Below are 15246 nucleotides of genomic sequence, written 5' to 3'. Positions count from 1 at the left end.
GGCTCAGCGGGTCGCTGAGCGGGCGCGGAGCATGCGGCCGACCAGGTCGGACTGGCCCAGCACGGTTGTGGCGACGACCGGCACCAGGTCGCCCCGCTCGGCCGCCTCCCGGGCCCGCGCCAGCCACGCCTCGTCCACGGCGAACTTGGGGAACAGCCCGCGGGCGTAGTAGGACGCGAAGATCATGCCGCCCTTGCTCAGGCCGGGCAGCAGGTCCAGGTAGCGATCGGCGTAGGGAGCCAGCAGCTCCTCCTGCCCCGGACGCCAGAAGGCCGCCGAGACCGGGGCGAACTGGCCCGCGGACACCTCGCCGGTGCTCAGGGCCTGCCACGCCGCGGCCTTGGCGGCCTCGTCCGGGGCCGCGGCCCGGACCGTCATCGCCTGGAACGTCGCGTCCGGGTCGGGGTCGCGGGTGAGCAGCTCGTCCACCGCCGCGGCGGTGTCGGCACCGAGCTCCGAGGCGCGGAGCAGGGTCCGCCAGCGCAGGTCGATGTCGTCGCCGGCCAGCTCGGCCAGGGCGGCCGGGTCGGTGGTGACGCGGGCCAGTGCGCGGACGGCACTGCGCCGGTGGGCCGGCTGCCGCGCCAGCTCCGCGCAGACGTCCGCGACCAGGGCGGCGACGGCGGGCCGGTCGGCCTCCGGCGTCCACAGCTCGGCGACGTCGCCGGCCAGGCGCAGGCAGGGCTCGATCACGGTGGGCGCCGTCTCCGCCCGGAGCACCGCGACCAGGGCCTCGGCGGTCTCGGCGGCGGTCGCCTCCCCGGTGGTCAGGGCGTCCCAGACCGAGGCGACGGCGACGGCGCGGGCGTCCGGCGTGGGCAGCCGCGCGGCCTCGTGCGGGGCGGCCGGGCGTACGGTCGCGAAGGTCAGGTCCTCGTCGTTGACCAGATAGAAGTCGGCGGCGGGCAGGTCCACGGGCGTGCGGGCGGCGCTGACCTCGACCAGGGCGCGCTCCGTGCGTACCAGGGAATGGTCTTGATCGGCATAGGCGCCGATCGCGAGCACCTGCGGGCGCGGCGGCCCGGCCGGACCCCGCCCGACGAGCACGAGCTGGTCGCCGTCGCTCTCCAGGGTGAACCGGTCGGTGCCCGCCGTGGCCAGCCAGCCGGCGCGCCACGCGTCCAGGTCCCGGCCGCTCGCCGTGGCCAGCGCGTCGATCAGGTCCTGCAGTGTCGTGGTGCCCCAGGCGAAGCGCGCGAAATAGGCGGTCATGCCGGCCCGGAACGCGTCCTCCCCCACATAGGCCTGCAGCTGGCGCAGCACCGAGGCGCCCTTGGGATAGGTGATCGCGTCGAAGATCGAGGCGGCCTGGGCCACATCGGCGATCGGCTGGTGGATCGGGTGCGACACGGGCCCCTGGTCGACCAGGTAGGCGTCGAGCTTCTCGGCGACGGTGTGCCGGGCCCACGCGTCGGTGTACTCCGTGGCGCGTGACGCTGCCCACTTGCAGGCGAACTCGGCGAACGCCTCGTTCAGCCAGAGGTCGTCCCACCAGCGCATCGTCACGATGTTGCCGAACCACATGTGCGCCATCTCGTGCAGCAGCACCCGGACGACCAGCGCGTCCTCGGCCGGGGTCGGCTCGGCCCGCGGCAGCAGCGAGTCCGACCAGGTCACGCAGCCGAAGTTCTCCATCGCGCCGCCGAACTCGGGCACGAACACCTGGTCGTAGCGGCGCTGCGGGAACGGCATGCCGAACTGCTCGCCGAAGAAGCGCAGGCCCTGTGCGGTCGTGGTGAAGAGCTTGTCCGCGTCCCGCTCGAGCACGGCCTTGAGCGAACGCCGGCAGTAAAGACCCAGGTCAAAGCCGTCGACGGTACGCCGCAGCTGGTGGAACGGCCCGGCGTTGACGACCGTGTTGTACGGGGACAGCGGCGGGGTGGCCGGGAACACCCACCGGTTGCCCTCGACGACGGCGTCGCCGGTGTTGCTGGTCACCGTCCAGCCCGGCGGCGCGGTGACCGTGAACGCGTGCGGCGCCTTGAGGTCGGGCTGGTCGAAGCAGGCCCACACCCACCGGGCCTGGTCGGGCTCGAAGGACATCCACAGGTAGACCTCGCCGTCGGCCGGGTCGACCGCCCGATGCACGCCGGCGCCGTCGCGGGTGTTCTCCTGCTCGCACTCGACCACCAGCACATTGCTCGCGGCCAGGTCCGGCAGCGCCAGCCGGCCCTCCGCGGCCGGGCCCAGCTCCCGCCCGTTGAGCGTCGCGCGCAGCACGGTCGCGGCCGCGTCGACGAAGCTCGTGGCGCCGGGCTCGGCACACGTGAAGCTGATCGTGGACGTGGTGCGCACCCGGGGACCGTCCGGCAGCTCGCCGAGGTCCACCTCGATGTCGTACCGCTGCACGGCCAGCAGGGCGCCCCGCTCCTCGGCCTCCCCCTGCGTCAGGCTCCGCACACCCATACCGGCCTCCCCGTCTCGCCATTCGGATCTCGGGTTCATTATGTGCGCGCGGTCACCAGTCGTGCAGGGAGCCGTCGAGCCGCCGGGCCACGGGCAGGTAACGCGGCTCGTACGGATAGCGGGCCGCCAGCTCGTCGTCGTACTCGACGCCCAGCCCCGGCTCCTCCGACGGGTGGAGCATGCCGTTCTCCAGGCGCGGGCCGCCGCGGAAGACGTTCAGCGTCTCCTCGGTGTGGCCCATGTGCTCCTGAATGCCGAAGTTGGACACCGCGATGTCGACGTGGACCGCGGCGGCGGTGGAGACCGGGGACAGGTCGGTGGCGCCGTGCGAGCCCGTGCGTACCTGGTAGAGCGCGGCCAGGTCGAAGATCCGCCGCAAGTGGGTGATGCCCCCGGCGTGCACCACGGTGGTCCGGACGTAGTCGATGAGCTGCTCGGTGATCAGCTGCCGCACGTCCCAGATCGAGTTGAGCACCTCGCCGGTGGCGATCGGGGTGGTGGTGTGCTGCCGGATCAGCCGGAAGGCGTCCTGGTTCTCCGCCGGGGTGGGGTCCTCCATCCAGAACAGCCGCAGCTCCTCGACGCTCTTGCCGAAGCGGGCCGCCTCGATCGGGGTGAGCCGGTGGTGCACGTCGTGCAGCAGGTGGATGCCGGACCCGAGCCGCTCCCGCACCGCCGCCAGGTAGCGCGGCGCGAAGTCGAGATAGGCCTCGGTGTCCCACCCCTGCTCGTCGGGCAGCGCGGTGGCGGCCGGCTCGTAGATCGTGCCCTTGCGCACGCCGTAACTGCCGCTCAGGCCCGGCACCGCGGCCTGCGCGCGGATGGCCCGGAAACCCTTCTCCCGGTACGCGTCCACGTCGTCGAGCAGCGCCGGGACGTCCGCGCCGCTGGCGTGGCAGTAGACCAGCACCCCGTCGCGGGAGCGGCCGCCGAGCAGCTGATAGACCGGCAGCCCGGCGACCTTGCCCTTGATGTCCCACAGGGCGACGTCCACCGCGGCGATCGCGGTCATCGTCACCGGCCCGCGCCGCCAGTAGGCGCCCCGGTAGAGGTACTGCCAGGTGTCCTCGATGCGGGCCGGGTCACGCCCGGCGAGCAGGGGCGCCAGATGGTCCCGCAGATAGGCCGCCACGGCCAGTTCGCGGCCGTTGAGGGTCGCGTCACCCAGTCCGGTGACGCCGTCGGACGTCGTGATCCGCAGGGTGACAAAATTGCGCCCGGGCGAGGTCACCAGAATGTCGACACGCTCGATTGTGGCCACAGCTTGTCATACAAAGATCAGTCGGGCAGCGTGTCAATGCGTTCCATGGACAATTCCCGATGAAGAGGTGGGCCGCGATGGAATACATCGCCGCGAAAGATCCGGACGAGGTGACGGCCGCCCTCGCCGACGGGGACACCGTGGTGCTCGCCGGCGGCCAGAGCCTGGTCCTCGACGTCACCAATCACGCGCTGTGCCCGGCCCGGGTGGTGGACATCAACGCCGTCGCCGAGTTCGAGCTGCTGACCGAGACCGAAGGCGTCCTGCGGGCCGGGCCGCTGGTGCGCCACCGCACCTTCGAGTCCGACGCGGTCGGCGGGGCTCTCGGCGCCATGCTGCGCACAGTCGTGCGCCACATCGGACATCCGCCGATCCGGGCCCGGGGCACGATGGCCGGCAGCCTCGCCTACGCGCATCCGGCCGCGGAGTGGCCCGTTCTCGCCGTGATCCTCGGCGCCGAGCTCGAGCTGGTGACCGAGCGGGGGCGCCGCACCGTGCCCGCGGAGCGGTTCTTCACCGGGTCGTTCACGACCGTGCGCCGGCCCGACGAGCTGCTGGCCGAGGTCCGCCTGCCGCTGCTGCCGGCCGGCACGGGCGCCGGGTTCGCCGAGCACCGGCCGGCCCGGGCCAAGTTCGCCGAGACGGCGGCCATGGCGGCGGTCACCGTGGTGGACGGGCTGATCACCACGGCGCTGATCGGCCTGGTCAACGCCGGGCCCTGTCCCGTCCGGGCCCGCGCGGCGGAGCAGGTGCTGCGGGGCGCGCCGTTCAGCGACGCCGCCATCCGCGCCGCCGCCGAGGCCGCCGCGGAGCTCGACGCCGACCTGTCCGCTCTCCCGGCGGGCGACCGGCCCGCCAAGCAGCGAGCCGTCCGGATGCTGACGCGCCGGGCGCTGACCCAGGCACGGGAAGGACTGTGAGGGCATGGTGCGCGTGACCCTGATCGTCAACGACGACCGCCGGGACTTCGACGCGGAGGCCGACGAGCCGCTCGACCGGCTCCTGCGCGAGCGGTGCGGCCTGCCGGGCGTGCGCCACGGCTGCACGGACGGCACCTGCGGGGAATGCACGGTGCTGCTCGACGGCGAGGAGACCCGGTCGTGCACGATCTTCGCCGTCCAATGCGCGGGAGGCTCCTTGACAACGTTGACAAGGTGATTGACCGGCATCAATGTAGGGGAATGCCGAATCCCTCGCGCCGCACCGTTCTCAAAGCCGCGGGCATGTCTCTCGGGCTGAGCGCCGTCCCGAACGCTCCGCTCGCCGCCGGCGAGACGCTTGCCGCCGATGAGACGCTCGCCGCTTACGGCAGCCACGTCGCCGACGGGCGCAGCGTGACGGTGACCAGCGTGGACGGGCAGCAGCTGCGGCTCACCGCCTACGGCGACCACATCGTCCGGGTGCGGGCCGTGCGCAGCGGCGAGACGTTCTTCGCCGACGACCGCTATGAGATGGTCGACCCGGCCGCGCACGCCCGCATGACCGGCCGCCTGAGCGTCGCCGAGACCGGGGACGCGCTCACCCTCACGACCGGCGGGCCGCGGGTGGTGGTGCGCAAGAACCCGTTGCGCCTGTCGTACCACGGCGACGATCTGCTGGCCGGAGAGGACGCCACGCACAGCCTGCGCTGGACCGGCAGTGTGGTGCGGCAGACCTTCGCGCCGGCCGGGGCCGACGAGCGGTTCGTCAAGGCGGGCCACGGGCTCTACGGCCGGGCGCCGCGCGTCGATCGCACCGGCGACCTCGTCGCGCACAACTATCCGCTGGCGTCCAACCACGCGGAGCAGGCGCCGGCGATCGTGCCGCTCTACCTGTCGTCGCGCGGCTACGCGGTCTTCGTCAACACGACCTTCGACACCACGTTCAGCTTCGGCAACGGCGGGGTTTACGAGTTCTCCGCGGACGGGCACGACGCTCCGGGCGTACGGCCGCAATTGGATTATTTTGTCATTTTCGGCCCGGACTTCGCGCAGCTGCTCGACCGCTACACCCAGCTGACCGGGCGGCCGCGTTTCCCGCGCCTCGGTGTCTTCGGGCTGCAGCTGTCGGACAAGAACTTCCCGCGGGTCAGCGACCAGAGTTGGTGGGTCAGCCGGATCACCGGCCTGCGCGACGCCGGCTTCCCCTTCGACGTGCAGGTCAACGACAACCGCTGGCGCGAGGGCTCGGGCGAGTGGGCCGGGTCGTGGTTCGAGTTCAGCCGGCAGCGCTGGCCCGATCCGGCCGGGTTCAAGCGCTGGGCCGACGAGCAGGGCGTGCTCACGACGCTGGACTACAACCGCAACAACTCGAACGAGATGGCCGGGTGGAGCCCGTCCTACAGCTTCGCCCCGGCCGATGTCGCCGGGGTCAGCGACAGCGACGCGGTGCCCGACTGGAGCAACCCCGCCACCCGCGCCTGGCTCTGGACCGTGTTCTGGACCAAGGCGTTCGACCCGCGGCTGGGCTACCCGGGCGACGCCCTGTGGATCGACGAGCCGGACGAGATGGGCCCGATCCCCTACGGTGCCCTCGCCGGCAACGGGCAGCGCTGGTCCGAGCTGCGCAACGCGTTCTTCCTCTACTGCCAGAAGGCGGCCGGCCAGGAGGGCTGGGACCGGGCGATCGGCGCGGCCAAGCGCCCGTGGATCTTCACCCGGGGCGCGACGGCGGGTCAGCAACGCTACGGGCACCTGTGGACCGGCGACATCAATTCCACGTACGGCGAGATGCAGGAGCAGATCCGCGGCATGCTCAACGCCGGGCTGGGCGGCTTCCCGTTCGCCAACATCGACGGCGGCGGCTTCTTCGGCGGCGTCATCTCCGGCGGGCTGTACCGCAACTGGGTGGCGGCCTGGTCGTCGCTGTCTCCGGTGTGGCGGCCGCACTCGAACGGTGACACCGGCACGCTGGGCCCGGCCGCGTCGCGCTGGCCGATCGACCAGGGCGCGGCCGAGCAGGCGGACTTCCTCAAGTACAGCCGGGTGCGGTACACGCTGATGCCGTACATCTACTCGATCGCCCGCACGGCGAGCACCACCGGCCTGCCGATGGCCCGGGCCATGGTGATCGAGCACCAGCACAACCCGCTGGCGTACAGCCACGACCTGCAGTACATGTGGGGCCCGTCGATCCTGGTCATGCCCGTCACCACGGACACCGCCGGCGCCGTGCAGCGCGTGTGGCTGCCGGCCGGCGACACCTGGTACAACTTCTGGTCCGACGCGAAGAACGCCGGCTCGGACACGACCGAGAAGAGCTACGTCACCAGCACCGGCGAAATCATCATGTACGTGCGGGCGGGCGGCATCCTCCCCCGTTACAAGTACGCCCAGAGCACCGCGTGGCTCGACAAGACGCAGCTGGAGCTGGACGTCTACACGGGCCGCGACGGCTCCTTCACGGTCCACGAGGACGACGGTGTCACTTCGCTGCCGGCTTCGTCGGCCACCGAGCTGGCCTTCACCGACGCCGCCCTGCGCGTGACGATCGGTCATCCCGTGGGCACCTATCCGGGGGCGCCGGCGACCCGGCGGTACGTCGTCCGCCTGCACGGACTGCCGGGGCCGGTCGGGATGCGGATCAATGACAGGCCGATCTTGCCCGCCTTCACAAGCGAGGCGGCGGCGATCCTGCACGGCAGCGGCCAGGTCTGGGATGCGGCGCGCAAACTGCTGAGCGTGGTGACGCCGGCTATCGGCGTTGTGACCGGCGGCGGCACCGCGGCCACTGTCGAGCCGAGTGGCGATCTTTTCCCCGCCGTGCAGCCGACGACTGTGTGGGGCGCCGAGGAGGCCGCGCGCTCCGGGGCGGTGCTCGGCTCGCAGCACCCGGGCTACACCGGTACCGGCTACGTCGACTACGTCTCCGACCCCGGCTACGTCGAGTGGACGGTGCCCGTGGCTGCCGCCGGCCCGTACCCCCTGGGGTTCCGCTACGCCAACGGAGGCCCGGCCGACCGTCCCCTGCACATCACGGTCAATGGCACGACCGCGGGGACATTGTCCTTCCCGCCCACCGGCGACTGGCGCACGTGGCGGACGGTGTCGGTGAATGCGGCGCTGCCGACCGGCTCAGCCGTGCGCATCCGGGCCACCGCCACGACCGCCGGCGGCCCGAACCTGGACAACCTCATCATGTCCGTCACAGGGTCAGCGACACGGTCGGCTGCACGTCAAAGGTGACCCGGCCGTAGTCCTCGGCGAGGATGTACGGCGTGAAGTACGGGTGGCGAGTGCCGACGGCGACGTCGCGCCAGAAGCGTTGCAGCGGGTTGTCCCGGGCGAAACCACTCGCGCCGTGCAGGTCGAGCAGGAACTCCATCGCCTCCCGGCACTCCCGGGCGGCCGCCGCCAGCTCGACCCGCCACCTGATCCGCTCGGCCACCGGCACCGCCGCCTCGGCAGGCAACGCATCCAGCGCGCCGGCGACGTCCACAGTGCGTCGCAGGGCCGAGTCGGCCCGCTGCACCGCCTCGGTGAACCAGTAACGCCCGAGGGGCGAGTCCGCGACCCGGGCGTAGGTCGTCGCGTACGGGGCGCGCCCGCCGGCGACCGCCTCCGCGACCACATCTCGCGCTCCCAGTACCGCCCCGATCATCGGTGCGAGCGCGGCCAGACCGCCGGTGAACACAGTGACCGGCGACGGCCTCGCACCGGGCTCGCTCACGAAGTCCTCCGGCACGAACACGTCATCGGCCACCAGGGTGTGGCTGCTCGTGCCGGCCAGGCCCGCCGCCTGCCACGTACGCTCGATCGCCAGCTCCGCGACCGGGAGCAGAACCGGGCGCACCACCGGCGGGGCGGCGCCCGTGAGCGGCACCATCACCATCGCCCAGGCGGCCAGCTCCGACCCGGACGCCATCGCCCAGCGCCCGGAGACACGCAGGCCACCGGGGACGCTGCTGCCGCCGCTGCCCCGGGGCACCCCGGAGGCGCAGACCACCGCGTGCGGGTCGGCCACCAGGGCGGCCCGGGCCCGCTCGGTGGCCATCCGCAGCATCAGCGCCTTGCCCGAGGCGGACAAGCCGGTGACCCACGCGGTCGACGGGCACGCGCGCCCGAGCTCGGCCAGCACCTCCACCAAGGTGCGCAGGTCGGCCTCGTGCCCGCCGTCCCGGCGTGGCACCGTCAGCGCGAACAGTCCCGCGTCGCGCACGGCCGCCACACTGTCCGGCGCCGGTCGGGCTTCGCTCTCGGTCAGCGCCGCGTTCGCCGCGAGAGCCGGCGCGATCGTACGGGCAGCATGGAGCAGCTTCTCGTTCACAGCAGTTGATCGTCCTTCGCACAAGCCTGGATGAACGCCAGACGCGCGCCGTCGGCGGAGCCGGGCTCCGCGGTGTAGACGACAGCGCGGAGGTCGCCCTCGTGAATGGTCATGATGTCGCAGTCGAGCGTGACGTCCCCGGCATCCGGGTGGCGGACCGTGACTTGACAGTCCCGGTGCCGGGTGTCCACCGGCGTCCGCCACAGAGCGGCGAAAGTGGCGCTGGCGGCCCGCAGATCGGTGACCAGATCCGTCAACCAGTCGTCGCCGGGATAGCGCACCGCGGTGGCGCGCAGGTCCGTGACGATCGAGGACCGGAAGCGGATCTGCCGTTCCGTCAGAGGGTGCTCGTCACCGGTGAAGGCACGCCAGGCCATGTTGCGCCCCCGGCCGTCGGCCAGCACCGACGTCGAACACAGCCGTTCCCAGGCGGTGTTCCACGCGAGCAGCGTCCAGGCCGCGTCGAGAACGCAGATCGGGACGTCCCCGAGCCGCTCGAGCAGGCGCCGGGTGCCGGGCCCCACCTCGGCGGGCACCCGGCCGGTCAGGGACGGGACGTGGCCGGCCAGCGCACAGAAGTACTCGTACTCCGGGCGGGACAGCCGCAACGCCCGGGCCAGCGCGTGGAGCACCGCGGCGGACGGCCGGCCATGGCCCTGCTCGAGACGCTTGATGTACTCCGCCGACACCCCGGCCGCGGCGGCCAGCTCGTCCCGTCGCATCCCGGGCGCCCGGCGACGGGTGGGCGGACCGAAGCCATCGCGGGGCGGGGCGGCCCGGTCACGCCACCGCCGGAGGGCCACCCCGAGATCATTGCCTGCGCTCACCCGTCCATGATCGCCCGCGGCCGGCGCGACAGCCTGGCCCAGTAACTACCACGCTCGCCGGACACCACGGCGCCGGGTCGGATCCGGTGCAGGTCGATCTTGGCCGGGAAGGGCGCGGACACCTTCACCACGCCGGTGAAGATCTCGCCGTCGCGGTAGCGGCCGGCCGCCGGGTCGAGAACGTAGGTGTGAACCAGCGGCGCGCCGGTGGCGGCCTGCTCGACGCGCCAGAAGAAAGGAATGCCGGCGCGGCCGTGTCGGTGGGGTCGGCCGGTGGCTTGCGGCCCGGGCGGGACCACCTCGACGACGAGCAGGACGTGCTCGGGGCGCGCCGGCGTGATGTCGAGGGTGTCGGCTCGGTAGACCGTCACGTCGGGGCGGAGGCTGGTGAGCGGCTCGTCGTGCAGCCGGACGTCGAAGCCGGTGTCCGCGTTCCGGTCCGGCCCGGCGGCGGAGTCCAGGGCGTTCGCGAGGAGCCGCGCCCGACGGCGGTGGCGCTCGGGCGGGCGACGGCCGTCCCGTCGACGATCTCGATGCCCGCGCGCTGCTCTTCGGTCCACGTCGCGTACTGGTCGGCGGTCAGCATCTCCCCAGTGATACAGCAGCGACGGCCGCCTGCCGGCACCGGAGGGGGTGACGGCAGGCGGCCGGGGCAGGGTGGGTCAGGCGGCGGCGGGCACGCCGGTCGAGACGGGCTCGAGGGCGTTTTCGAGGATGTCGCGGACGTCGGTCACGGGGTGGACGGTCAGGGCGGCCAGGACGTCGGCGGGGACGTCGTCGAGGTCGGGGGCGTTGCGGGCCGGGATGAAGACCTCGGTGAGGCCGGCGCGCTGGGCGGCGAGGAGCTTCTGCTTGACGCCGCCGATGGGCAGGACGCGGCCGGTCAGGGAGACCTCGCCGGTCATGCCGACCTCGGCGCGGACGTTGCGACCCAGCAGGAGCGACACCAGGGCCGTAGTCATGGTGACGCCGGCGGAGGGGCCGTCCTTGGGCACGGCGCCCGCCGGGACGTGCAGGTGGATCGGGTGGTCCAGCTGCTCCGGGGAGACGCCCAGCTCGTCGGCGTGGGCGCGGACGTAGGAGAGGGCGATCTGCGCCGACTCCTTCATCACGTCGCCGAGCTGGCCGGTGACCGACAGGCCGCCCTTGTCGCCGGGCAGCAGCGACGCCTCGATGTAGAGGACGTCGCCGCCCATCCCCGTGACGGCCAGACCGGTCGCCACGCCGGGCACGGCCGTGCGCTCGGCCGACTCGGGTTCGAAGCGCGGGCGCCCGAGCAGGTCCTTCAGCTCGGGGGCGTCGACGGTCACCGGCAGCTCGCGCAGGGCGACCTTGCGGAACGCCTTCGCGAGGAGCCGCTCGTACGAGCGGACCCCGGCCTCGCGGGTGTAGTTGGCGGCGATCTCGCGCAGCGCGGCGTCGGTGACCGTCACCTCGTCGGCGGACAGGGCGGCCCGCTCGAGCTGGCGGGGCACCAGGAAGTCGCGGGCGATGGCGACCTTGTCGTTCTCGGTGTAGCCGTCGATGGTGATCAGCTCCATCCGGTCGAACAGCGCCTGCGGGATGGTCTCCAGCACGTTGGCCGTCGCGATGAACAGCACGTCGGACAGGTCGAGGTCCAGGTCGAGGTAGTGGTCGCGGAACGTGTGGTTCTGGGCCGGGTCGAGCACCTCGAGCAGGGCCGCCGCCGGGTCGCCCCGGTAGTCGCTGCCGACCTTGTCGACCTCGTCGAGCAGCACGACCGGGTTCATCGACCCCGCTTCCCGGACGGCGCGCACGATGCGGCCGGGCAGGGCGCCGACGTACGTACGCCGGTGTCCGCGAATCTCCGCCTCGTCGCGCACGCCGCCCAGCGCGACCCGCACGAACTTGCGGCCGAGGGTGCGCGCGACGGACTCGCCGAGCGAGGTCTTGCCGACGCCGGGCGGGCCGGCGAGCAGGATCACGGCGCCCGAGCCGCGGCCGCCGACGCTGGTCAGGCCCTTGGACTCGCGCCGCGCCCGCACGCCCAGATATTCGACGATGCGGTCCTTGACCTCGTCGAGGCCGTGGTGGTCGGCGTCGAGCACGGCCCGGGCCGCCTCGAGGTCGGTGGTGTCGGTCGTCCGCTCGCTCCAGGGCAGGTCGAGGACCGTGTCCAGCCAGGTCCGGATCCAGCCCGCCTCGGGGTTCTGGTCACCCGCCTTCTCGAGCTTGTCGACCTCGCGCAGGGCTGCCTCCCGTACGGCATCGGGCAGCTCGGCCCCCTCGACGCGCGCGCGGTAGTCGTCCTTGCCCTCCGCGTCGCCCTCGCCGAGCTCCTTGCGGATGGCCTTGAGCTGCTCGCGCAGCAGGTACTCGCGGTTGCGCTTCTCGACCGACTCGCGGACGTCGGTCTCGATCTTGTCGCTGACCTCGGACTCGGCCAGGAAGTCGCGGGTCCACTCGACGAGCAGCCGCAGCCGGGCCTCGACGTCGGGCGTCTCGAGCAGCTCGCGCTTGCGGTCGTTGGACAGGTAGGGCGCCCAGCCGGCGGTGTCGGCCAGGTCACCGGGGTCGTCGATGGCGCTGACCGAGTCGATGACCTGCCACGCCTCGCGGCGCTGGAGCACGGAGACGACCAGCTGCTTGTACTCGGCGGCGAGCTCGCGCACGTGGGCGGTCGGCGTGCCGGCTGCGACCGGCTCGGCCTCGACCCACAACGCCGCGCCGGGGCCGGTCACGCCGCCGCCGATGCGGGCGCGCACGCCGGTGCGCAGCATGGCCGCGGGCGATCCGCCGCGGGACTTGCCGACCTGGCGCACGCTCGCCACGACGCCGTGCGAGGCGTAGCGGTCCTCGAGCCGGGGCGCGATGAGCAGCTCGGAGCCGGACGAGGTGCGGGCGGCGTCGACCGCGGCCTGGGCGGCCTCGTCGAGCTCGACCTGCACGACCATGCCCGGGAGCAGGACGATGTCGTCGAGGAACAACACGGGAAGTTGCTTGGTGGCCACCGGGTACCTCCGAAAGTTGAGTACGTGCAGCTCAACTTCGGGCCCGGCGATCCTCTTCCGGCGTTCACTGCCAGCGAACAACGGCGGCGTACAGTACACAGAGTTCCTGCTCGACCTCGGGGAGCCTGTTCGTGCGACGTACCGCGGAGTTCGATGCCTTCGGGCCCTACATCTATGAGGTCCGCACCGTCGCGGACCTGCCGCGGCTCTACCGCGACGCCGGCATCGACCCGGCGGCGCACCGGCTCGTCCTCAAGGTGCCGCGCACCATCGAGCGGCGCCACGCCGACCCCGACATGCACCTGTACGACTTCCTGCTCGCCGTCGACGACACGGCGGTCACGGTGCTGCGCCGCCGCGACGACTGGTACGACCGGGCGTACCTGCCGGGCACACAGATCGTCGCCATCGAGGACAGTGTCGCCCTGCTCGACGGCCGGCTGATCCTGCGGGCCGCGTCGGGGGCGGCGACCGAGGTCACGTACAACGCCGTCGACCCGGCCCCGATGCGCCGGATGATCCGGCTGATCCGCGAGCTCTACCTGCCGCCGCGCACCACGCCGCCCGCGCCCCGGGAGCCGGTCACCCTCGGGCGTGAGGACGTGGCGCTGGTCACCGCGTACGAGCTGCTGCTGGACGCCGAGCCGGGCCTGCGCCTGCTCGGGGCGACCGGCCGCGAGGTGGTCGGATCGGCCTTCGGCCGTCAGGTGCGCGGGCTCCCTCTGCTGCGGCCCGTCACGTTGCACGCGGCGATCAGCCTGGCCGACGACCGCGAGCTGCACCTGCTGCACCGCCGCGAGCGGCTGACCCGGGGCGGCACGAAGGTGCACTCGATCGCGCGGACCGTCCTGCCCCGGGCGGGGATCACCGGCGTACGCACCCGGCCGCACGACGCGTACCCGGCGGTGACGATCGTGACCTTGAGCAGCGAGGACGCCGCGCTGGACGTGCCGCTGCGCGCGGGGCCGGCCACGGAAGCCCTGCTCGCCGCCCTCTGAACCATTGGTGAATCCACGTTGCACGGCATTCACCCGGCCGGGTGATCACGGCCCGAGGATGAGCAGCGAGGCCGTTTAGGGCTATCGGAGCAGGGCACCAGAATTGGTGTCAAGGCAGCAAGAAAGCACTGCTTCCCGCCATTCCCCAATGGGATGGAATCCCCTCCGGAAGGAATTGCCGTGATGACGCAGAACGATCTCGCACGCCTCAACGACGCCGTTGTCTACGACAATGACGGCGACAAGATCGGCTCGGTCGGGCAGGTCTATCTGGACACCGACACCGGCGCCCCCGAGTGGGTGGCCGTGCGCACCGGGCTGTTCGGCACCAAGGAGACCTTCGTGCCGCTGCAGCGGGCCAGCGTCAGCGAGGACCGGATCACCGTGCCCTACGACAAGGCCACGGTGAAGGACGCCCCGCGCATCGACCCGGACGGCGAGCTCAGCTACACCGAGGAGAACGAGCTCTACAGCTACTACGGCGTGCAGTCCGGCGGCGCCGAGTCCGGCAGCAGCACCCAGCGCACCGGCACGGTCACCGGCGAGGCCGGCGGCTACGAGCGGGGCAGAAGCTACGAGCAGAGCGCAGGCTACGAGCGCACCGCGGGCCACGACCGCGGCGACGACAACGCGATGACCCGCTCCGAGGAGCGGCTGGTCGCGGACACGCGGACCGAGCAGGCCGGCCGGGCGCGCCTGCGCAAGCACGTGGTCACCGAGAAGGAGCAGGTCACGGTGCCGGTCGCGCACGAGGAGGTACGCCTGGAGCGCGAGCCGATCACCGAGGCCAACCGCGGCGACGCGTACGCCGGGGCCGACATCACCGAGGCGGAGCACGAGGTCACGCTGCGCGCCGAGCGCCCGGTGGTCGACACCGAGGCGGTCCCGGTGGAGCGGGTGCGGCTCGGCAAGGAGACCGTCCGCGACGAGGAGACCGTCACCGGCGAGGTCCGCAAGGAGCGGATCGACTTCGACGGCCCCGACGCCACCCGGCGCTGACCGGTTCTTCCGTACGGTGCCGCCGGCCCTGGCGGCACCGTACGGCTCCCCCTTTTTCCCACGACCGGCGGAGGCGACATGATTCCCGGACAGCCGCAGGCGGATGCCACCGACGACGCGATGACCCGCTCGGAGGAGCGCCTGGTCGCCGGCACGGAGGTCCACGAGACCGGCCGCGCCCGGCTGCGCAAGCACGTGGTCACCGAGGACGTGCAGATCACCGTCCAAGTGCGCCGCGAGGAGCTCCGGCTGGAGCGCATCCCGGTCGGTGAGCATGCGCGTACCCCCGTCGCGGACCCGGACGCCATCGGCACGGTCGAGGAGTTCGGCGGCCCCGACGGTGGCGTGATCTTCGAGGTGGTCCTGCACGAGGAGCGCCCGGTCGTGACCACCGAGGTCGTGCCGGTCGAGCGGGTGCGCCTGAGCAAGCTCGTCGAGACCGAGAACCACATCGCCACGGGCGAGGTCCGCAAGGAGCGCATCGAGGCCGACCTGCCCGGCCGCCCGCCGATGACCTTCGGCTGAGCCGGGGCGCGTGG

General features: G+C 72.5%; 12 protein-coding genes. 6 read left to right on the top strand and 6 right to left on the bottom strand.

Annotated features, from left to right (window positions below; all coding sequences use genetic code 11):
* Nucleotides 1-3 precede the first annotated feature (3 nt).
* A complete protein-coding gene (pepN, locus tag RAN62_RS40645) occupies nt 4-2406 on the bottom strand; it encodes an aminopeptidase N (RefSeq protein ID WP_305790241.1) in 2403 nt (800 codons plus the stop codon).
* 52 nt (nt 2407-2458) lie between these two features.
* Complete coding sequence (gene manD, locus RAN62_RS40640) at nt 2459-3667, bottom strand: D-mannonate dehydratase ManD (RefSeq protein ID WP_305790240.1); 1209 nt, start codon at nt 3665-3667, stop codon at nt 2459-2461.
* A 77-nt stretch (nt 3668-3744) separates the two neighbouring features.
* Between manD and RAN62_RS40635 the strand changes: the two genes are divergently transcribed.
* The 3 genes from RAN62_RS40635 to RAN62_RS40625 all read left to right on the top strand — a co-directional run bounded on the left by RAN62_RS40635 (nt 3745) and on the right by RAN62_RS40625 (nt 7830).
* Complete coding sequence (locus RAN62_RS40635; protein ID WP_305790239.1) at nt 3745-4587, top strand: FAD binding domain-containing protein; 843 nt, start codon at nt 3745-3747, stop codon at nt 4585-4587.
* A gap of 4 nt (nt 4588-4591) precedes the next feature.
* Nucleotides 4592-4825, top strand: a complete 234-nt coding sequence (locus tag RAN62_RS40630; RefSeq protein WP_305790238.1) for a 2Fe-2S iron-sulfur cluster-binding protein — start codon at nt 4592-4594, stop codon at nt 4823-4825.
* Nucleotides 4826-4890: 65 nt separating this feature from the next.
* Nucleotides 4891-7830, top strand: a complete 2940-nt coding sequence (locus RAN62_RS40625) for a TIM-barrel domain-containing protein (RefSeq protein WP_305790237.1) — start codon at nt 4891-4893, stop codon at nt 7828-7830.
* Here RAN62_RS40625 and RAN62_RS40620 read toward each other — a convergent pair.
* The 4 genes from RAN62_RS40620 to lon form a co-directional block, all read right to left on the bottom strand.
* Nucleotides 7790-8911, bottom strand: a complete 1122-nt coding sequence (locus RAN62_RS40620) for an acyl-CoA dehydrogenase family protein (protein ID WP_305790236.1) — start codon at nt 8909-8911, stop codon at nt 7790-7792. The genes RAN62_RS40625 and RAN62_RS40620 overlap by 41 nt on opposite strands.
* A complete protein-coding gene (locus RAN62_RS40615) occupies nt 8908-9738 on the bottom strand; it encodes a helix-turn-helix domain-containing protein (protein ID WP_305790235.1) in 831 nt (276 codons plus the stop codon). The genes RAN62_RS40620 and RAN62_RS40615 overlap by 4 nt, the downstream gene beginning before the upstream one ends.
* Nucleotides 9735-10298, bottom strand: coding sequence for a Uma2 family endonuclease (locus RAN62_RS40610; protein WP_305790234.1), 564 nt, complete (start codon nt 10296-10298; stop codon nt 9735-9737). The genes RAN62_RS40615 and RAN62_RS40610 overlap by 4 nt, the downstream gene beginning before the upstream one ends.
* 102 nt (nt 10299-10400) lie before the next feature.
* A complete protein-coding gene (lon, locus tag RAN62_RS40605) occupies nt 10401-12710 on the bottom strand; it encodes an endopeptidase La (protein WP_305790233.1) in 2310 nt (769 codons plus the stop codon).
* A gap of 131 nt (nt 12711-12841) precedes the next feature.
* On the opposite strand from lon, the gene RAN62_RS40600 reads away from it, so the two are divergent.
* The 3 genes from RAN62_RS40600 to RAN62_RS40590 all read left to right on the top strand — a co-directional run bounded on the left by RAN62_RS40600 (nt 12842) and on the right by RAN62_RS40590 (nt 15232).
* Nucleotides 12842-13708 carry a hypothetical protein gene (locus tag RAN62_RS40600; RefSeq protein WP_305790232.1) on the top strand — a complete coding sequence of 289 codons (867 nt, stop codon included), beginning with the start codon at nt 12842-12844 and terminating at the stop codon, nt 13706-13708.
* Nucleotides 13709-13891: 183 nt separating this feature from the next.
* Nucleotides 13892-14707 carry a DUF2382 domain-containing protein gene (locus RAN62_RS40595; protein ID WP_305790231.1) on the top strand — a complete coding sequence of 272 codons (816 nt, stop codon included), beginning with the start codon at nt 13892-13894 and terminating at the stop codon, nt 14705-14707.
* A 78-nt stretch (nt 14708-14785) separates the two neighbouring features.
* Nucleotides 14786-15232: a YsnF/AvaK domain-containing protein gene (locus tag RAN62_RS40590; protein ID WP_305790230.1), complete on the top strand. Its 447-nt coding sequence runs from the start codon at nt 14786-14788 to the stop codon at nt 15230-15232.
* Nucleotides 15233-15246: the final 14 nt, after the last annotated feature.

It is taken from the genome of Symbioplanes lichenis (assembly GCF_030709675.1).
GTDB lineage: Bacteria > Actinomycetota > Actinomycetes > Mycobacteriales > Micromonosporaceae > Actinoplanes > Actinoplanes lichenis.
The sequence above is the reverse complement of the archived record's forward strand: the minus strand, read 5'-3'. Positions and strand labels throughout refer to the sequence as shown.